The sequence below is a fragment of the Streptomyces mobaraensis genome (assembly GCF_020099395.1).
In the GTDB taxonomy this organism is placed as follows: domain Bacteria; phylum Actinomycetota; class Actinomycetes; order Streptomycetales; family Streptomycetaceae; genus Streptomyces.
In genome coordinates this window covers 4,727,003-4,746,259 of the sequence record NZ_CP083590.1, presented here as the reverse complement: position 1 = coordinate 4,746,259, position 19,257 = coordinate 4,727,003, and the positions used below count along the sequence as shown (strand labels likewise).

At 71.2% G+C, this 19,257-nt stretch carries 18 protein-coding genes and 1 tRNA gene; 6 read left to right on the top strand and 13 right to left on the bottom strand.

Going from position 1 to position 19,257, the window contains the following annotated elements; all coding sequences use genetic code 11:
- Window positions 1-147 precede the first annotated feature (147 nt).
- The 9 genes from K7I03_RS20665 to K7I03_RS20625 form a co-directional block, all read right to left on the bottom strand.
- On the bottom strand, window positions 148-966 hold the full coding sequence (locus K7I03_RS20665) for a hypothetical protein (protein ID WP_185944209.1): 819 nt from the start codon (window positions 964-966) through the stop codon (window positions 148-150).
- Between the two features lie 57 nt (window positions 967-1,023).
- Window positions 1,024-1,665 (bottom strand): IclR family transcriptional regulator, encoded by a 642-nt coding sequence (locus K7I03_RS20660; protein WP_185944208.1) that lies wholly within the window; start codon window positions 1,663-1,665, stop codon window positions 1,024-1,026.
- Window positions 1,666-1,994: 329 nt separating this feature from the next.
- A complete protein-coding gene (locus K7I03_RS20655) occupies window positions 1,995-3,782 on the bottom strand; it encodes a DEAD/DEAH box helicase (RefSeq protein ID WP_185944207.1) in 1,788 nt (595 codons plus the stop codon).
- 179 nt (window positions 3,783-3,961) lie between these two features.
- A complete protein-coding gene (locus K7I03_RS20650) occupies window positions 3,962-4,372 on the bottom strand; it encodes a type II toxin-antitoxin system death-on-curing family toxin (RefSeq protein WP_224347133.1) in 411 nt (136 codons plus the stop codon).
- Window positions 4,369-4,569 (bottom strand): ribbon-helix-helix protein, CopG family, encoded by a 201-nt coding sequence (locus K7I03_RS20645; protein WP_185944206.1) that lies wholly within the window; start codon window positions 4,567-4,569, stop codon window positions 4,369-4,371. Before K7I03_RS20645 ends, K7I03_RS20650 begins: the two co-directional genes overlap by 4 nt.
- Before the next feature lie 17 nt (window positions 4,570-4,586).
- Window positions 4,587-6,164: an MFS transporter gene (locus K7I03_RS20640; RefSeq protein ID WP_221903262.1), complete on the bottom strand. Its 1,578-nt coding sequence runs from the start codon at window positions 6,162-6,164 to the stop codon at window positions 4,587-4,589.
- A 157-nt stretch (window positions 6,165-6,321) separates the two neighbouring features.
- A complete protein-coding gene (locus tag K7I03_RS20635) occupies window positions 6,322-7,392 on the bottom strand; it encodes a YeiH family protein (RefSeq protein WP_224347132.1) in 1,071 nt (356 codons plus the stop codon).
- A gap of 130 nt (window positions 7,393-7,522) precedes the next feature.
- Complete coding sequence (locus K7I03_RS20630; RefSeq protein ID WP_185944205.1) at window positions 7,523-8,077, bottom strand: cysteine dioxygenase family protein; 555 nt, start codon at window positions 8,075-8,077, stop codon at window positions 7,523-7,525.
- Window positions 8,078-8,395: 318 nt separating this feature from the next.
- Entirely contained in the window at window positions 8,396-9,301 is a 906-nt protein-coding gene (locus tag K7I03_RS20625) for a LysR family transcriptional regulator (protein ID WP_004950592.1), read from the bottom strand.
- Between the two features lie 88 nt (window positions 9,302-9,389).
- Here K7I03_RS20625 and K7I03_RS20620 point away from each other — a divergent pair, with 88 nt between their 5' ends.
- The 4 genes from K7I03_RS20620 to K7I03_RS20605 all read left to right on the top strand — a co-directional run bounded on the left by K7I03_RS20620 (window position 9,390) and on the right by K7I03_RS20605 (window position 13,353).
- Window positions 9,390-10,295, top strand: a complete 906-nt coding sequence (locus K7I03_RS20620) for an alpha/beta fold hydrolase (RefSeq protein ID WP_185944204.1) — start codon at window positions 9,390-9,392, stop codon at window positions 10,293-10,295.
- A gap of 103 nt (window positions 10,296-10,398) precedes the next feature.
- A tRNA-Cys gene (locus tag K7I03_RS20615) sits at window positions 10,399-10,470 on the top strand.
- 116 nt (window positions 10,471-10,586) lie between these two features.
- Window positions 10,587-10,808: a hypothetical protein gene (locus K7I03_RS20610; RefSeq protein ID WP_185944203.1), complete on the top strand. Its 222-nt coding sequence runs from the start codon at window positions 10,587-10,589 to the stop codon at window positions 10,806-10,808.
- Window positions 10,809-11,220: 412 nt separating this feature from the next.
- Window positions 11,221-13,353 carry a serine/threonine-protein kinase gene (locus K7I03_RS20605; RefSeq protein WP_185944202.1) on the top strand — a complete coding sequence of 711 codons (2,133 nt, stop codon included), beginning with the start codon at window positions 11,221-11,223 and terminating at the stop codon, window positions 13,351-13,353.
- A gap of 112 nt (window positions 13,354-13,465) precedes the next feature.
- Here the strand turns inward: K7I03_RS20605 and K7I03_RS20600 are convergent, their stop codons facing one another.
- The 4 genes from K7I03_RS20600 to mycP form a co-directional block, all read right to left on the bottom strand.
- Entirely contained in the window at window positions 13,466-14,083 is a 618-nt protein-coding gene (locus K7I03_RS20600; RefSeq protein WP_224347131.1) for a hypothetical protein, read from the bottom strand.
- Entirely contained in the window at window positions 14,080-15,816 is a 1,737-nt protein-coding gene (locus tag K7I03_RS20595; protein ID WP_185944201.1) for an alpha/beta hydrolase, read from the bottom strand. Before K7I03_RS20595 ends, K7I03_RS20600 begins: the two co-directional genes overlap by 4 nt.
- 2 nt (window positions 15,817-15,818) lie before the next feature.
- A complete protein-coding gene (locus tag K7I03_RS20590; protein ID WP_185944200.1) occupies window positions 15,819-16,163 on the bottom strand; it encodes a hypothetical protein in 345 nt (114 codons plus the stop codon).
- A 207-nt stretch (window positions 16,164-16,370) separates the two neighbouring features.
- Window positions 16,371-17,579 (bottom strand): type VII secretion-associated serine protease mycosin, encoded by a 1,209-nt coding sequence (gene mycP / locus K7I03_RS20585; protein WP_185944219.1) that lies wholly within the window; start codon window positions 17,577-17,579, stop codon window positions 16,371-16,373.
- Between the two features lie 1,029 nt (window positions 17,580-18,608).
- On the opposite strand from mycP, the gene K7I03_RS20580 reads away from it, so the two are divergent.
- Together K7I03_RS20580 and K7I03_RS33845 are read left to right on the top strand one after the other, a co-directional pair.
- Window positions 18,609-18,800, top strand: a complete 192-nt coding sequence (locus K7I03_RS20580; protein WP_185944199.1) for a hypothetical protein — start codon at window positions 18,609-18,611, stop codon at window positions 18,798-18,800.
- 321 nt (window positions 18,801-19,121) lie between these two features.
- Window positions 19,122-19,256 (top strand): hypothetical protein, encoded by a 135-nt coding sequence (locus tag K7I03_RS33845; RefSeq protein WP_260630328.1) that lies wholly within the window; start codon window positions 19,122-19,124, stop codon window positions 19,254-19,256.
- Window position 19,257: the final 1 nt, after the last annotated feature.

The window sequence follows — 19,257 nt, the reverse complement described above, 5'->3', positions numbered from 1 at the left end:
GCGCCGCACGGGCTGATTTCAGCCCGTCCGGCGTTTGAGGACAGCGCCCGCAGGGTGCTTCGGGGGTGCGGGGGCAGCGCCCCCGCAAGAAACGGTGAAAGTGGGGGTACCCCCTCTGGGGGAGGGACCGGGGCACATCCCACCGCGTCAGCAACGCGGCACCGAACCTCCCGACGCCAGCCCACGCAAAGCCTCGACCGCACCCTGCACGTCAGTAACCGGAACGAGGCGCAAGCCGGAAGGCGCCCCCGCCGAAGCCTCCGCACACTGCGCCTTCGGCACCAGGAACACCCCGGCCCCGTCCCGCCCGGCGGCCTGCACCTTCAGCCCCACACCCCCCACCGGCCCAACCGACCCATCAGGATCGATCGTCCCGGTCCCGGCGATCGTCCGCCCCCCGGTGAGGTCACCCCCCCGCCCGTCCCCGTCAAGCTTGTCGATGATCCCGAGAGTGAACATCAGCCCCGCACTGGGCCCCCCGATGTCCCCCAGACTCAGACTGACCTTCACATCGGAAGGCGACCGGTGAAGATGCCGCAGAGCGGCCCGCACCGCCGAGTCCTGCGACTTCTTCATCTCCTCGACGTTCCGCTCCTCCGTCTCCTTGTCCGACTTGCCGGGCGGGAACACGGAGTCGTGCGGCATCACCGTCCGGTCCGTCCGGAACCAGTCCGACGCGACCTCGGGCAGCGTGACCTCCGCGTCCGGCCCGGTCGCGATGATCGAGACCATGCGGAGCTGGCCGCTGGTGTGCCGGGCCTCGGCGCCGCTGACCGTGATCACCGGCTTGCCCTGGTGGTCGCCGAGGACGTTCACCGTCCAGCCGGGTCTCGCGATCGTGAACGGCAGCGGCGCGAACGCGGCGGTCACGAGCAGCGCCAGGACCGGTACGGCGCAGACGGCGAGGGTCCGGGTGCGGCGGGACCACGCGGACGGAGACCACGCGGACGGAGACGAAAGTGGCATACCGCGAATCTAGTTCACCGCCGCACCACGGACAGCCGCGCCCTCACCGGAGCGCCCTCACCGGAGCGCGTCGGCCACCTCCTTCGCCGCCTCCATCACCCGCGGCCCGACCCGGTGCGGTACGGCGTCGGTGAGCATGACGACGCCGACGCTGCCCTCGATGCCGCTCACCCCGAGCAGGGGGGCGGCGGCGCCGCTGGCGCCCGTCTCCAGTTCGCCGTGGGTGAGCGCGTACCCGGGGTTGTCGACCTCGCCCGCGCGGGCGGCGAGTATCGCCCGGCCGGCCGCGCCGCGGTCCAGGGGGTGGCGGAACCCGGCGCGGTAGGCGACGTGGTAGTCGGTCCAGGTCGGCTCGACGACGGCGACGGCCAGCGCCTCCGCGCCGTCGACGAGCGTGAGATGGGCCGTCGCCCCGACGTCCTCGGCGAGTGCCCGCAGCGCGGGCAGCGCGGCTTCCCTGACCAGTGGGTGGACCTGGCGTCCGAGCCGTAGGACGCCGAGCCCGACGCGGGCCCGGCCACCGATGTCCCGGCGGACGAGTTCGTGCTGCTCCAGCGTGGCGAGCAGCCGGTAGACGACCGTGCGGTTGACGCCGAGCCGGCTGGCCAGCTCGGTGACGGTCAGCCCGTGATCGGTCTCGGCGAGCAGTTTCAGGACACGCAGTCCTCTGTCGAGCGTCTGCGAAGTCTCCGCGGTCACGACGCCCCCTCCTCCGATGAAAGGCGGGCTCCCATCGCGGTGGGGTTGCGCTTCCGGTCCCGTCCGGCAGCGCGCGAGGAGAGGCCGCCGGGTCGCTTGACGCATACGTTCCTTGACGCATACCACCGGCCGCGCTCCGCGGCGGCGCTGCCACGGGGCGTGTACGTGACCGGCACGGTAGCGAGCCGGTCCGCTCTCCGGAAGAGTCTGCCCACAATCCGGGCGCCGCGCAGAGTATTTGAGGAACGGACGATCACCGAACCGTTTCCCCACGGGCGCCCGGACCGCGAGCTCGTCTCGCACCGTCACGTCACTTCATGACCGTCACGTCACTTCATGCGCGTCGCCCACTCGCGCACCTTCTTGATGCGCTCGTTGAGCTGGCCGGCCGTGGCCTCCGCGCTCGGCGGGCCGCCGCAGGTGCGGCGCAGCTCGGTGTGGATCACGCCGTGCGGCTTGCCGCTCTGGTGCGCGTAGGCGCCGACCAGGGAGTTCAGCTGCTTGCGGAGCTCCAGCAGCTCCTTGTGCGTGACCACGGGCCGGCGCTCGGCCGGCATCTCCAGCAGGTCGGCCTCCTCGTCGGGCTTCCGCCTGCTGTGCGCGATCTGCCGCGCCTGCCGCTTCTGCAGCAGCAGCTGCACCTGCTCCGGCTCCAGCAGCCCGGGGATGCCGAGGTAGTCCTGCTCCTCCTCGCTGCCGGGGTGGGCCTGCATGCCGAATTCGGCGCTGTTGTACAGCACCCGGTCGAAGACCGCGTCCGACTCCAGGGCCTCGAACGGCAGCATGTCCTGCTCGCCCGTGTCCTCGTCCTGCTGCTTCTCCGCCTCGGCGAGCTCCTTCTCGGACTCGGCGTAGGGGTCCTCCTCGCCCTCCTTCTTGGGCTTGTCGAGGACGTGGTCGCGCTCCACCTCCATCTCGTTGGCGAAGCCGAGCAGCATGGGGATGGTCGGCAGGAAGACCGACGCCGTCTCGCCGCGCCGCCGCGACCGCACGAAGCGGCCGACCGCCTGCGCGAAGAACAGCGGCGTCGAGATCGTCGTCGCGTAGACGCCGACCGCGAGCCGGGGCACGTCCACGCCCTCGGACACCATGCGGACGGCGACCATCCAGCGGGAGTCGCCCGCCGAGAAGTCGTCGATGCGCTGCGACGCCCCCGAGTCGTCGGAGAGGACGACCGTCGGGCCCTCGCCGGTGATCTCGCGGAGGAGTTTGGCGTAGGCGCGGGCCGAGTCCTGGTCGGAGGCGATGACGAGGGCGCCCGCGTCCGGGATGCTCTTGCGGACCTCGGTGAGCCGGCGGTCGGCCGCGCGCAGCACGTTGGGCATCCAGTCGCCGCGCGGGTCGAGCGCGGTACGCCACGCCTGGCTGATCGCGTCCTTGGTCATCGGCTCGCCGAGCCGGGCCTCCAGCTCGTCGCCGGCCTTGGTACGCCAGCGCATGTTGCCGCTGTAGGAGAGGAAGATCACCGGGCGGACGACGCCGTCGTTGAGGGCGTTGCCGTAGCCGTAGGTGTAGTCGGCGGCGGACCGCCGGATTCCGTCGTTGCCCTCCTCGTAGGTGACGAACGGGATCGGGTTGGTGTCGGAGCGGAACGGCGTGCCGGTGAGGGCGAGCCGGCGGGTGGCCGGCTCGAACGCCTCCAGGCACGCCTCGCCCCAGGACTTTGAGTCGCCGGCGTGGTGGATCTCGTCGAGGATGACGAGCGTCTTGCGCTGTTCGCAGCGGTTGCGGTGCAGCATCGGACGTACGCCGACACCCGCATACGTCACGGCGACGCCGTGGTACTCGCGGCCCAGCGGGCCCGCGCTGTACTCCGGGTCGAGCTTGATGCCTATGCGGGCGGCGGCCTCCGCCCACTGCTTCTTCAGGTGCTCGGTCGGGGCGACGACGGTCACCTGCTGGACGACGTGGTGGTGCAGCAGCCAGGACGCGAGGGTGAGCGCGAAGGTGGTCTTGCCGGCGCCGGGGGTGGCGACGGCGAGGAAGTCGCGCGGCTGCTCCTGGATGTACTTCCCCATCGCGCCCTCCTGCCAGGCGCGCAGCTTGTTCGCGGTACCCCAGGGGGCCCGGCCGGGGAAGGCGGGCGAGAGATGGTGGTTGGCTGTGGTGGTAGTCACGGTCTCCGTCGGCTGGATCGGGGCCTTGAGAAATCGGTAAACGACAACCGCGTCAGCCTACCGGGGGCCGGGCCGGGACCGTCCGCGTGCGCGGGCACGCAAACGGTCCCGACCGGTTCCGGCCGGTTCCGGATCATTTCGGACAAGCCCTGGCGGGCGCGGGCGGCAGGCCCCTTCCGTCAGTCCGCGAGCAGCTCCGCGAGCCGCCGTGAGACTTCCGCCACGTCCCGCACCCGGCCCGTCGTGACGTCGAGGACGAGCCGCTCGGCGGCGTCGACGTCCCGCCGGAGCTCCACGCCGTGCAGGGCCAGGAACGTGACGCAGGCCAGCCAGGCGGTGCGCTTGTTCCCGTCGACCAGCGGGTGGTTGACCGCCAGGCCCTGGAGCAGCGACGCGGCCTTGCCGATCAGCTCCGGGTGCACCTCCTGCCCGTACATCTCCGCCGCCGGGCGGTGCAGGGCGGACGCCAGCCCGCCGGCGTCGCGGACGACGACCTCGGTGTCGCCGGCGCAGGCGCAGCCGGCCACGACGAGGGCGTCGTCCGGGGTCAGGTAGTCCGGGGTCAGGTAGCCCGTCGTCGTGGTCGTCATTTGAGCCGGTCCAGGAGCTCGCGCCAGACCTCCGCCTGTCGCCCGGCCGTCCGCCGGACGCGGGTCCGGCGGTCGGTCGCGGACAGGTACTCGTCCACCGCGCGCAGGGCGGCGGCCCGCGGGGTGATGCCTTCCCGGCGGGCGCGCTCGCGCAGCGCCGCCATACGGTCGTCGTCGAGGCGGAGGTTCAGGGACATGTGCGCACGTTAGGGCGTCAACGGGCGGGGGCGGTACCGGTTTTCGCCTCGGCGCCGCTCACCGGCCCGCCGTCCTCCCGGACGGGAGACCCCTCCGCCGCCGGCCGCAGCCGGGTCGTGATCCAGGCGCCGGCCAGGGCCACCGCCGCCAGCGTCACGTAGACGGAGACGAAGGCGGCCGGCGGGGCCGCCGTGTCGGCCGCGTCGCCGTCCGCGGCCACGGTCGCGCCGCCGAAGGCGCCGAAGAGGACGCCGCCCGCGCCGACGAGGACGATGTTGCCGAGCGCGTCGGAGAGCTGGAGGGCGGCCGAGTTGATCCCCTCCTCGCCGGGGCGGGACAGGGAGAGGACGAGGATGCCGCTGCTGGAGATCGTCAGGCCGATGCCGTAGCCGCCGATGATCCACGCGACGGCCACCAGCCAGACCGGCACCCCGTCGACCAGCACCAGCGGCACCAGCGCGACGGACGCGGCGACGAGCACCATGCCCAGGCCCATCAGCCGGTTCCGGTGCCGCTCCAGGCCGGAGCGGCTCTGGGTGAACGAGCCGAGGGCCCAGGCGAGGCCGCCGCCGGTCAGGGAGAGGCCGGCGGCGGTGGCGGACAGGCCGCGCTCGCTGACCAGCATCAGCGGGATGAAACTCTCCGCGCCGAGGAAGGCACCGGCCGCGACGCCGCGCAGCAGCACCACGGACGGCAGCCCGCGCGCGGCCCGGAACGTGCCCTTCGGCACCAGCCGGACGATGGACGGCGCGAGCAGCGCGAGCCCGGCGGCGGCCGGGACCAGGGAGAGCCAGGTGCGGTCCTGCCCGGCGTACTGGAGCAGCCCGGCGCCGCCGGCGACGGCCAGCGCGAGCAGCACGCGCCGCCGGTCCACGCTGCCGCCGCGGTCGGTGCGCGGCAGCTTCCGCAGGGCCGGCAGCATGATCAGCAAGGGCAGCAGGACGAGGACCGGGATCGCCAGGAAGACCCAGCGCCAGCTCAGCCGTTCGGCGACCGACCCCGCGACCACCGGGCCGACCAGGACCGGGACCACCCAGGCCGCCGAGAACGCGGCGAGGATCTTCGCCCGCAGCCGCTCGGGGTAGGCGCGGCCCACGACCACGTACAGCGAGACGACCACCATGCCGCCGCCCAGCCCCTGGACGAAGCGGGAGCCCACGAACATCCACATGTCCTGCGAGCAGCCCGCGAGGACCAAGCCGGCGCCGAACGCGGCGATGCCGGTGAACAGCGGCCCGAGCGGGCCGGAGCGGTCGCTCCACTCCCCCGAGAGCGCCATGGAGAACAGGCTCGCCGTGAAGTAGGCGGAGAACGCGAAGGCGTAGAGGCCGATGCCGTCGAGCGCGCGGGCGGCGATCGGCATGGCCGTGCTGACCGCGCTGGCCTCGAAGGCGATGAGCGAGATCACGGAGATGATGCCGAAGGTGAGCCCGCGGTAGCGGCGGCCGAGCACACCGCCTTCGTCGTCCGGCGGGGGCGCGGTGGCGGACGCGACCGGGGACGCGGTGACGGACGCGACCGGGGACGGGGCGGCGGACGAGGGGGTGACGGAGGCGGGGTCCGGCGGCGGGGGTATGGAGTCGGCGGTGCTCATGCGAGGCAGCGTAGGGAGGGGCCGTGCGGACCGCCTCTGGCTCCGGAACCGTTTCGGCCTCATCCCTTCGCCCTACCTCCGGAGTCACACGAGCCCCGCGGATCCGCGCATCGTCACGCCGTCCCGAAAACGTCGTCACGCCGTCATCCGAGGATGGTCACGCCGTCAGCAGCACACCCGCGTAGGACACCCCCGCGATGACCACCCACGAGCACAGCCCCAGCGCCGCGACCCGCCCCCCGGTCCGTACCAGTGAGGGCAGATGGACCGCGCTGCCGAGCCCGAACAGAGCGGCGGCGAGCAGCAGTTCCTGGACGTGCTGGGCGCCGTCCAGCACACCGCCCGGCACGAGTCCGGTGCTGCGCACGGCGACCATGGCGAGGAAGCCGAGGACGAAGAGGGGGACGAGCGGGGGCCGCTTCTGCTGGTCGGCCGGCCCCTCATCGGCGAGTGCCGCCCGGGCGTGGGCCCGGCGGCGGCTCACGGACATGGCGACGGCCGCCACCAGGGGTGCCAGCAGTGCCACGCGCATCAGCTTCACCAGGACGGCCTCGCCGAGCGCCGTCGGACCGGCCGTCTGCGCGGTCGCCACCACCTGGCCGACGTCGTGCACGCCCGCGCCGACCCAGCGCCCGAACTGCGAGTCGTCGAGCCCGAGCGGGTGGTGCAGCAGCGGCAGCACGGCGATCGCGAGCGTCCCGCACAGCGTGACGAGGGCGACGGACGTGGCGACGTCCTCCTCGTCGCTGCCGGAGACCTCGCTGACCGCGCCGATCGCGGAGGCGCCGCAGATCGAGTAGCCGGTCGCGATCAGCAGCGGCTGATCACCGCGCAGCCCCAGCCGGCGGCCGAGCCAGAGCGTGCCGAAGAAGGTGGCCGTGACGACGACGAGCACCATCGCCACCGTCGCCCAGCCGACCCCGAGCACGTCGCCGATGCTCAGCTTCAGCCCGAGGAGGACGACGCCGACGCGCATCAGCCGCTTCCCGGCGAGCGTCAGCCCCGGCCGTCCGACCCCCCGCACCCGGGCCTTGACGCCCGGCAGGTGGGCGAAGGCGATGCCGAGCACCACGGCCGCGGTGAGCATGGGGACGGCGGGGACGAGCCGGTGGACCGCCCAGGCCAGGGCGACGCCGAGGACGGCCATGGCCAGTCCGGGGAGCTTGCCGGGGGGCGCGGCGGCCGTTCCGGTACGGGCACCGCCCGGCCGCGCGTTGATCAGCGCCATGACGGCTGTTCCCCCTGGTGTTCCTGTTCCGGCTCGTACGGCCGGTAAACCCTATATGACCGGATGATCTGGTATATCCGGCTCGCTCTCCGCCGGTCCCGCCGGTCCTGCCGATCCCGCCGGTCCCGCATCACAGCTCGTCGGCGGGCAGGTGGTAGACGCGCCGCACGCTGGAGCCCAGCCGCGCGATGTCCGCGCCGTAGACGTGGATCGAGATCGCGGTGGACGAACAGGCGTTGCGCACCCGGTGGATGTCCCCGGGGGGCGCGAAACCGCAGACGTCGCCCTGCGCGTTGACGACGTCCTCGGTGGCGACCAGCCGGCAGCTCGTGCCGTCCGGGACGAGCCGGTACCGGCGCTCGCTCTCGGCGCCCTGATGGACGCCGGTGACGCACCACGAGACGTGGTCGTGGACGGAGGTCTGCTGCCCCGGCAGCCAGACCAGGGCGACGAGCGAGAAGCTGCCGTCCGGTTCCGCGTGCAGGATGTGCTGGCGGTAGCGCTCGGGGTCGCCCTCGCACTGCTCGGGGGTGAGCAGGTCGTCGGAGCCGAGGTGGCCCGCGAGCCGCTCGCCGACGAGGTAGGCCGTCGTGTCCGGCGGCAGGCCGCGGCCCACTGCCTCCCGGACGTCGTCGATGAGCCCGCGGAGGCGGGCGGTCGTCGGGGCTGCGGTAGGAGTGGTCATACGGGCAGGGTCGGGGGCGTGATCCATCACGTCCAACGACAGTTTGTTGGCCGGGGGCCAACTTCCGCTTATGGATTGGGGGATGCGCCCGGGAGGGGGCGCGGGGCGGCGGGCGTGAGGTTCTGGGCGCGCGGGCGCGAGGCTCCGGGGGCCCGCGTCGGTGCGGACGCAGGGCGCCGGGGGGGGGAGGCGGGCGCGGAGCCCCCCCCTCCCCGCGGGTGCGGGCCTGCCGGAGGCGCACGCACGGGCCTCCGGAGGGACGAGCGCAAGCCTCCGAAGGGGCGAGCGCGAGCCTTCAAGGAACGGCCGGCAGCCCGCTCAGCACCCCACCCGCCGCGCCGCCGCGGCCTTGAGCTCGTCGAGGACCAGGGCGGTGGCGGGGACGCGCAGGTGGTCGCGGAGGACGTACGCGGAGACCCGGCGGCGGGAGGCGGGGTCGAGCGCCCGGCCGGTGATCCGGTCGTGGCGCAGGAACGACAGCACGAGCCCCGGCATCATGGCCACCCCCAGCCCCTCGGCGACGAGGGACTGCACGACCAGGTTGTCGTCGGTGGTGAAGGCTATGTCGGGGGCGAAGCCGACCTCGGCGCACTCGTGCAGGAAGTTGGTGCGGCAGCGCAGGCAGCCGGCGATCCACCGCTCGTCGGCGAGGTCGGCCAGGCCCACGGCGCGGCGGCGGGCCAGCGGGTGCCCGGCGGGGAGCAGCACGGTCAGCTGGTCCTCCAGCAGCGGTATCTCCGCGAGCTCGTCCGGGACCTCGTCGTGCAGCCCGGGGTAGGTGAAGGCGAGGGTGATGTCGCACTCGCCGCGCACCAGCCGGCGGAGCGAGTCGGGCGGCTCGCCCTCCAGCAGCTCGACGCGGACGCCGGGGTGGTCGGCGGCGAGCCGGGCCAGTGCCTCCGGGACGAGGGTGGCGCCGGCGCTGGGGAAGGCGCAGACCCGTACCCGTCCCGCCCGCAGCCGGGTCAGCGAACTCATCTGCTGCTGGGCGACGGTGAGGGTGTCCAGGATCGTCTCGGCGTGCCGCGCCAGCGCCTCCCCCGCCTCCGTGAGCCGCATCCGGCGGCCGACGCGGGTGAACAGCGGGGTGCCGACCGACCGCTCCAGGGCCTTCATCTGCTGGGTGATCGCGGGCTGGGTGTAGCCGAGGGCCCGCGCGGCGGCGGAGTACGAACCGGCCGCGACCACCGCGTGGAACGTCTTGATGTGCCGGGAGTCGAACACGCCGGAATCATAAGCGGAATTTGGGGTAGCGGGCAGATCCGGCTTGAATGACTTCTGGATCAACGGACCTTTGGCGCATGGTGGACATATGGAGCCTCACGCAGCTCACACATCACGCTACGTCTCGTACGACGCGGCGGAACTGGCCTACCGGGTACTGGAGGCTCGCACCACCGACGCCCCCGGCGCTCCCGGGCCGCCGATCGTCTGCCTCGCCGGCGGCCCCGGCCGGGACGCCGCCTACCTGGGCGACCTCGGCGGCCTCGACGCCCGGCACACCCTCGTCATCCCCGACAGCCGGGGCACCGGCGACTCGCCGCCCGCCGACGACCCCCGCGGCTACGCCTTCCCGGCCCTCGCCGAGGACGTCGAGGCGCTCCGCGGCCACCTCGGCCTCGACCGCTTCGCCCTCCTCGCCCACGACGCCGGCTGCGCCACCGCCCAGGCGTACGCCGCCCTCTACCCGCACCGGGTCAGCCACCTCGTCCTCGTCGCGCCCGGCTCCCGCCTCCAGGGCGAACTGCCCACGGACGCCGAGGAGATCTTCGAGTCGCGCGCCGAGGAGGACTGGTGGGTGGACGCCTACGTCGCCGTCCACTCCCTCGCCGACACCCGCGACTTCACCGAGGCCCGCGCCCTCCTCCGGCGCGCCGCCCCCATGGGCTACGGCCGCTGGGACGCCCCGCAGCAGGCCCACGCGGCCACGGAGGACGGCCAGCTCCACCCCGTCCCCCGCATCGCCTTCTGGCAGGGCGTGGACGAACCCGCCCGCCGCGCCCTCCTCGACCACCTCCGCTCGGCCGCCTTCCCGCTCCTCGTCGTCACCGGCGACCGCGACGCCATCACCGGCGTCCGCGCCGGCGAGACGGTCGCAGCCTCCTTCCCCGCCGCGACCCGCACCGAGGTGCGGACGCTGTACGGGGTGGGGCACTACCCGTGGGTCGACGAACCGGAGATGTTCCGCCCCCTGGTCGAGGACTTCCTGGCCCGCTGACGGCCGCCGCTGTGAACGCGGCATGACACTCATGTGGCTTCCGTGCCCGGGCCGTTGTGGCCCGCCGGACCCCCTCCCTATCGTCGGGGACGGAGCACGACACGGCCGTGTGCCCGAGTGGTTCAGGGGCTCGCCTGCAAAGCGAGTTACGCCGGTTCGAATCCGGTCACGGCCTCCGCCGGGGCGCGAGGTGCGCGGGGCGGCTGAGAAGCGGTACTCAGCCGCCCCGCGCGTCGCGTCGGGTATCCGTACGGATGTCCGGGCCGGGCCGGCGCGCCTAGCGTGACGGGCATGACTCCAGCCGACCTGACGCACGCCCCGGCCACCGATTCCACCGGGTCCGCGGGCTCCCCGGCGGACACCGCCCTGAGGGTCCTGGGCATCGTGGCACTGTGGGTCTTCGCCGGCCTCACCTTCCTCATCCTCCCGCTCTCGGTCATGGCCAGCGACGGTTGCGACCAGGGCGACACCCGCACCATCTGCACCACGGCCGGCCAACAGGCCGTCGGCTGAATCCCCTTGCTCACCGCCCCCACCGCCACCCTGCTGGGCACCTGGGGCCTGGTCTCGCGCCGGGAGGGAGCGCCGGTCGCGTGGGGGGGTGGCGGTGACGATGCTGATGGGGGCGTGGGTGGTGGTGAACGGCATCGCGGGCTGAGGGTGCCGGGCGGCGCGTCCGGAGAACGGGCGGCGCGCACGGCATGGCTTGCCCGCGCCACCGGTGAACGGCCGCGACCTCCGCGAACGACCGATCTCCCCGACCGGTCAAGCGCCCGTGACGAGCCGTCGGCCACCGGGCCCCAGCCAGCCCAACGGCCACACCACCCCCACCTGTAACCCCCCGCCGTCACGACGGGAGAATCGGCCGGTCGACCGCCGACTACACGTCAGCCACCCGCCCCTCCCCGGACAGGCCCGTCATCCCATGCACCCCCTCACCACCGGTGACCCCCTCCGCCTCGGCCCCTACCGTCTCGTCGGCGTGCTCGGCGCGGGCGGCATGGGCAAGGTGTACCTCGGCCGGGACGCCGACGGGGCCGCGGCCGCCGTCAAGGTGCTGCACCCGGAGATGGCCCACGACCCGCACATGGCGCAGCGCTTCGTCCGCGAGGCGCAGGCCGCGCGGGCGGTGACGAGCCCGGGGGTCGCGCGGGTGCTGGGGGCGTGGACGGAGGGCGGACGGCCGTGGATCGCCACCGAGTTCCTGGCCGGGCCGACGCTGACCGAGGCGGTCGAGGAGCGCGGGCCGTTCGACGAGGCGGGGGTCAGGGCCCTGGGCGCCGCGCTGGCGCGGACCCTCGCGGACGTCCACGCCGCCGGCCTGGTGCACCGCGACATCAAGCCGTCCAACATCGTCCTGACCTCCTCGGGCCCGCGCGTCATCGACTTCGGCATCGCCCGCCCCGAGCACGGCCTCACCCTCACCACCACCGGCACCAACCCGGTCACCCCCGGCTACGGCGCCCCCGAGCAGGTGCTCGGCCGGCGCGTCGGCCCGCCCGGTGACGTGTTCTCGCTCGGCGCCGTACTCGCCTTCGCGGCCACCGGCCGCCGCGCCTACGACGGTACGGACGTGGCGTCCGTCCAGTACAAGGTCGTCCACGAGGAACCGGACCTGGCGGGCCTCCCCGCCCCGCTGCACGCCCTGATCGCGCCCTGCCTGGCCCGTGAACCCGAGCACCGCCCGCGGCCCGCGCTGATCGCCACCGCGATGGCCCCGCCCAAGGGCGCCGACCGCGTCTGGCGCCGCGGCCCCCTCGCCGCCGACATCACCCGCCGCGAGACCGCCGCCCGCGAACTGACCACCCTCACCGACGCCCCCGCCACCGCGTCCGGCCCCTCCCGCCGCCGCCTCGTCACCGCCCTCGTGGCGGGCGGCGCCACGGTGGCCGCGGCGGGCGGCACCGGGGCGTGGTGGTTCCTCCGCGGCGGCACCTCGGACGGGGAGACCCTCAAGGCCGACCCGCCGCCCCCGCCTCACCCCTGGGACGCCAAGCCGCTGACGGCCGGCCGGTACGAGGAGGGCCGCCCGCCCGCGGAACTCTGGGGCCCGGTCGGCACGTTCCCCTTCGCCCCCGCCCCGCTGCCCGTGCGCGACCTGGTCCTTACCATGACGAGCGACGGCCTGGCCGCCTTCTCCGTACGCGACGGCACACCCAAGTGGCGGGTGAAGAGCGAGCAGTACGGCCGCTTCGCGGGCCGCGCCGGCATCGTCGCGACCCCGTTCGCCGACGGCCGGCTCGTCGGCCTGGACGCCGCCACGGGCGCCGAGCGCTGGAGCGCGTCCGTCGACGCCGACCACGTCCTCGCGATGGACGACGAGACGGTGTACTTCGTCGACGGCGCGGCGGCCATGCGCCCCAACAGGATCAGCGCCCTCGACATCCGCACCCGCACGGTCCGCTGGGCCGTCCCCCACCCGGACCGGGAGCCGACCCACTCCGAGACCGCGCTGGCGGTCCCCGCCCGGAACCGCCTCGTCGTCTACGGCAAGAACGGCGACGTCCACGCCCTCGACACCGCCACCGGCCGCACCGCGTGGAAACTCACCCAACGACCCGACGCCCAGGACGCGGTGATGCCGGCGGTCCGCGACGGCATCGTGTACCTCGGCGGCAAGACCCTGGCCGCCCACCGCCTGGACGACGGCGGAAAGCTCTGGTCCCTCCCCTCCGCCTCCTTCCGGACCAGCCCCACCATGAGCGGCGGCACCAGCTCGTACCAGGGCTGGTCGGGCCCGGCCGTCGACGGCTCCTTCCTCTATGCCGTGGACACCCCGACCGTCCACTGCCTCGACCGCCGCACCGGCAGAACCATCTGGACCCACCGCCTGGACGACCGCGCCTACCCACCCCTCACACCCCCCGCCGTCCAGGCCCGAACCCTCTGGACCCCCACCGGCGGCACCGCCTCCGCCGCCCTGACCCTCGACAAACAGACGGGCGAACCCCTCTGGTCCTACCCCTGGCGCGGCAGCGTCTCCCCCTGGCTGGCCGGCTCGGGCAACCGCGTGTTCCTGTCCGCGGACGGATCACTGACGGCGATGCCGGTGGTGTGAGGCGCGCCGCTGGAACCGGCACTCAACGGCCCGCCCGGTGCCCACGTTCTGCCCGACGCGGGCTGGGGGGGGCAGCCCGCCACCAACGGCACGGACCGCATACCGACTTGCCCTAACCCAAGGGTTCGCTGGACGACCAGAAGTCGGAGTGGTGCCGAGGAATCAGGTCGACGTGGGTGTCGGGGCGTCCCGGCTTGCCTGGGGTGCCCTTGGGGTAAGTGACGGGCGATGGTTCAGCACACGGCGAGCTGACACTGAAAAATACGTTCCCGATCGTCCCCACCCCCACGGACACCGCAAACCCGTCCGGGGTCCGGGCGGTGATGCCGGGCATTTTCTTGTCCGCATTGACACTCGTGATCTCGTACCCCAGCTTCTCCCACGACCGCTGTACAACTCCGAGGAAGCCACCTCGCCGACGCTCGGAAATCACTGTGGTCACCACTCTGCCACGCCGGACCTGCGTCGTGCCTGCCGGACGGTTTATTCCTGTGCTACAGGCGATTTCCGAAGGAGCGTCATAGCCCCACTTCACCGGAGGCTTGATTGCCTGGAAGGTCTTGTCCAAAATCGCCTCCGAACGCTCACCTGCTTGCTGCATGTTCATCTCTGCCCGCGCCACTTTCTTCTCCCGCTCCTGACCGGAGGAGCCGTCCACCCCACAGGAGACCAAGGCGACTGACACCGCCAATGCACCGGCCGCCTGCCACAGAGCCCCCGAACGCTTCATCGGGGTGCCGCCACGCTGATGTGATCACCATGGCCGGTGACCACCAGCGCGATATTGCGCAGGGAGTCACCACCCTCGTTCTCTTTGAAATAGACGGAGTGAGCCGGCAGATCGCCCGTCAGCAAGCCGGAAAGCCCTGTATCCTCTCCGGCGGCGACAGAAAATCGATGCCCTCCGAAGTTTTTACTGGCCGGATCCACACCGAATGCCGCGTGTTTGGTGCCGAACTCGCTTCCCGGGGCGATGTAATCGAACCAATGGTCCGCCTGTTCGAACGAGGGGGGGAAATTCGTCACCTGATCGTTCTCCGCAGCTCCCACGTAGACATGATCAGCTCCTACGCCCAGATCGGAGGCCCGGTCCACCCCCGTTCCTGGGCTCCCCACAAGGATGACATCGTCAGCTGGCAAGCCCTCACCTTGCTGACTGGCTTTTCCAACAGCAAGTGAACCGTAGGAGTGACCGAGCGCCGTGACATGGGGGGCACCGCCTTCATGAGTGGCATGGATTCCTTGGAGGAATCCATTGTAGGAGGCCGCGCCCGCCTTGGCTCGATCCTCCCAAGTAACATCGAGCATCTGTGAACCAGGTTTCAATTGAGGGGCATCATAGCCAAGCCAGACGATGGAAGCCGTTGAACTTTTCGGATCCACACGGCCCGCCATTCGGGCTACATCGTCGGCGCGCTGGACGTCAGAGTCGGCGAAGTGGCCACTGAGCTTCGTGTTCAGGCCGGGAACATAGGCCGACACGTTCTTCGCGGTATCGGGATTGCCATACGAGACAATCGCCCTTCCATTCCCTTCGTCGTCGATTCCCAATAGGTAAGGCCTCAGTCCACTACTGCCATTACTCGACAACTTGTCTCGGAGCCCTTCAAGGCCCTCGATCTTGTCTTTAAGATCACTTCTTGCATCCCCGGAGGCGGCATCATACTTACGCTCGAGCTCCCTCAGGAGTATGGGCAGGTACGCCCTGTTACCTTCGTCCCGATCCTCCGCAGGGATGCCGTCTCGATTCCCCAGAATGTAGGGGTGATCATCCAGGAGACTCCTCCTGAGCTCCGGAGGCAATCCCTTCCACCATGCGTTCACAGCCTCGGGAGTGGCCTTCTTATCCGGCATCCCTATTTCGGTCAGCAAATTCTGATCGATGTTTTTTGCGGTGTCGAGATCGAACAGGCCGGTCTGCCAGTTCCCACCGGCACATCGGTGAGCGGTGTCCACAAATTTTTTTATCGCATCCGCATACTCTTTGTCCGCGTGATCCGCATCGCGCATTACTTGAGCGATCCCGTCAGCGATATTCTTCATGCGTTCAGCCTGCGCCTTTTGCGCGGCACCTGCAGCAGCCGGAGGGAGACCTTTGGCAGAGATATCGGGGGCAGACAGCGAGCCGTTGGAATGAACGGTAAATCCGCTTTCCGAGGCCTCCGCAAGTAGATTTTTCAATCGCCCTTGGTGAGCCAGGAAGGCCTCGCCCGCCGCGCGCAGCACAGCACCTATGGCATCCAGTTCCTGCTGCGCCACCTTCAGGTCTTGACTCACCTTCCCCAGGTAGGAGGCAGCAGACTCGGCCCCTAGACCGCTCCTCCAATTTTCCACCAATGGCACGTGAACATACCGGCTGCAGTCTCTGCTGTATGCCGCATATTTTCCCGACAGCTTGTCCCATGCGTTTCCGGCATCGACCACGGCCATCGGCTTGGCGGCCTTCAAATCCGAAAGATGCATTTCTACCGCCCCCCTGAAGGCCTGATGAAGTCAAAGGCGTGCTTCTCATCCACACCCTTCGACTCCTTCGCCGAAGCTATGATTTTGTCTCCGGCGGTTTCCACACGCCCCGTCAACGCACGGAGAGCTTTCGCCCAAGCTTCCAGACACTCGTGCACGGCCTTCCCTGTCAGCGTGCCCTGCAGTCCAGCGGCCGCGCTATCGCACGGTTTGTATAATCCCTTGACACCCTCTGGCATGGCCTTGGCCACGCGATGCGCAGCCTCGCCTGCTTTGGCGACATCCTCCGGCTGAATTTCGAAATCTTTTCCCAAAGACTGGGGCGGCACCCAGGCCTCCTTGTCCACGGACTTTTCACATTGACGTCGGGGATCACTCACTCCCCGACTGTCCCTATTGCTATCGCGCAACGCCCTGGTACCGCATGGGTACACGTACTCATGTACGGCTTGGTGAGTGGTGTCATCCCCGTCGAAGAAGGAAGACCGGGCAGATGGGCTTGTCGTCAGAGAGCACGTGTTCTGTCGGGGCGCACGCATAGGACGAGGCGGTTCCTACGCATGTCGCCTCCGTCTGCGTGTGATCAGGCCGAGCGCGGCCACCGCCGCGCTGACCACCACCGCCGCTCCGACTCCAACTCCAAGCCACAGCCCGGTGTCTCCTCCTGCATCACCCGCCTCTGCCCTCCCGGGATGGGAGCGGATGGAAGCGCCCGCGCCTCGGGCGGGCGGGGGCGAGGAGGTAGTCGGAGACGCGCCCTGCGCTCCTGTCAGCGGATTGACGTCCGCCGGCCCGGGGTCGCCAGGATCCTTGAGGGCGACCCGCGGCCGGACCACGCCGTAACCAAGCGTGTCGCTCCGCTTCTCGCCGCTCTTCGGGCCGCCAGCGGTGTTGATGAGGACACGGAGGACCTGGTTGGCCGTCCAGTCCGGGTGAGCGGACCAGAGGAGGGCGGCGGAGGCGGAGGCCAGGGCGCTGGCGTCGCTGGTGCCGTGGCTGCGACAGATGCCGGTGCTTCCGGGGCAACTGTGGACCATGTCGTCGCCCGGGGCCGCCAACGTCACGTAAGGGCCACGTGATGACTCCGCCGTCACGCGTACGTGCCTGTCAACCGCACCGACCGCGACCACGCCAGGGGACGCCGCCGGGTAGACGACAGGGTTGCCCCGCTGCGCTTCATTGCCCGATCCGGCGAAGATCAGTTTTCCCTTGGAGACCGCGTACCGGACGGCGTCATCCAGTTCGGAGTCCCGGGCTATGCCGGCGAGCGAGATGTTGATGACTTTCGCCGGTGAATCCGCCGCGTAGCGGACAGCCTTGACCAAGGCGGTGTTCTCGGAGGCCCAGCCGTCCGAAGAACTCATGACGCGGAAAGGCAGGATTTTGGCATCCGGGGCCAGCCCCTTGGCCCCCGTCCCGCCGAATCCCTTGCCCGTGCCGGCGATGAGTACAGCCATGGCCGTGCCGTGGCCAAAGGTGTCCGTATGAGCGCCCGCCCCAGTGGGCAGAAAATCCTTGCCGGGCAGCACCTGTCCCCGTAGGTCGGGAAGGCTGTCGTCGACGCCGGTGTCGATGACGGCCACCGTCACCCCAGCTCCCTTACTGGTTTCCCACATCTCCTCGGCGTGCATGCCGTCGAGATACCACTGAAGATCCCTGACAGTGTCCGCCCGGGCCGTTCCGGCAGTGAATACCACAAGAGTGAAGGCCGTGAGACCCCCCACCACGCCCGTCCATCGACTGCGGTTTCCGGTATCAGCCATGCTCACAAGTGCCCTCTTCCTGCGGCAGGTTCAGTCGATCACAGGGAAAACGGCCTGCGTTCCTCTCCCGCTCCCTGCTCCTCCTCGACGAAGTGGCCGGACCGGCGGCTGGCGCTACCGCCATCGTCATGGCCGCGTCCCTTGTCCCGGTGACCACGCACGAGACCCGATCCGCCCCGGGTGAAGGGGCGGCCTTCCGAGACGGCTCCCTGGACCGTCCGGCCACCGACCTCTCCCCCACTTTCGGAGGCGAGACGTCGGCCGCCCGTCCGGTTCGCGCCCCGACCGGCGCCTCCCGCACCCGGTGTCCCGCCGGGGCCAGGGCCGACTCCCATACTGGGACGGCCCTGACCCACCGCACCGGCTGCCCCGGACTCCGCACCGACGACCGTTCCGCGAGGCCCTGCGGGAAGCCCTGCTTCGGATGCCCTAGGGGCGGGGCGACCACCCAGCACACCGTCGAACGGCTTTCGGGGGGCCACTGGAGTTGCCTCGCCACCTGTGGGCGGGAGCGCCACGGCAGGCATCCTGGCGGCCGGCGCGCCCACGCGACCGCCCGGAGCTCCCTCCACCGGCGGTACCGTTCCGCGCCGGGAACCTGCCGGGCCCGGGTCACCGCCCTGCTTCGGCGCCGACGGCACGCGGCCGGGCCACGTGGGGGGCAGGCCTGGAACGCCGGGAACGGACCTGTTGGGCCGGTGCGGTGGGGACGCCGGTCCCGTGGGTGTCGGGCCGGTCGGTGTGGTGGGCACCGGCTGCCCGCCGTCCGGCACGGTGGGAGTCGCCGGTACGTCAGGAGTCGCCGGCACCGTAGGAACGGGCACGCCTCCGTCCACTCTCGTCGAGGAATCCGCACGGCTCACCGGCGGAACGGTCCTCCCGCCACTTGCGGCAGCCCCACCGGCCTCGGCAGTACCCGTCGTACCGTCCCCGGCTGCGGGCCCGCCCTTGTCGACGTGGCCAGCGGTGCCGTCCCCGCCGCCACCGCCACCACCTGCCCCGTCCAGACTGATGTGCTCAGCATCGTTGATGAACGACGGAGGCAACATCGTCGCCGGCATCGGCGGAAAGTTCGGCCGCACCCCCTTGGTGATCTCGTCGCCGGAGTCGTTGTACGCCTGGGCGAGCCGCGTCATCGCCTCGGCCGCGTGGTCGTGCTCCTGGCGGAGTTTGGTGAGCGCGGTCGTCACCTCCGCGGGGCTGGGGCCGTCCTTGGCATAGAGAGTCCGCGTGTCGTGGAACCTGCCGGGGTCGGCACGCAGCCCGGGGTTGAGCCGGTCGAACTTGTCCACCTTCGCCTTGGCGTCGGCCGGGACGGGCGGCATCTTCTGGGCCGCGCTGAGGGCGTTGGCGGCGGCACAGATCCACATGCCGACCTTCTCGCTGTAACCGCTCAAGTACAGGGTGGCGTTGGACATGTCGGCACCCCAGGCTTGGAAGGCCCGGGCGCCCTCGCCGTCCCACTCCAGGCGGCCCATGTGCTCCTTGAGCCCTTGCCCCACCTCACCGATCGTCTGAGCCGCCTCCTGGAGCCTGAGCCCGATGGCCCTGATCTTGTGCTCGTCGGCGTGCTCGACCATGGCGAGCAGCTGCTCGTGGGAGTACGTGCCGAAGTCGGGAACCACGGCCGGCGTGAACGTGGGCCTGGCCGAGCCGGGGTTCGCACCGTTCTCCTGAC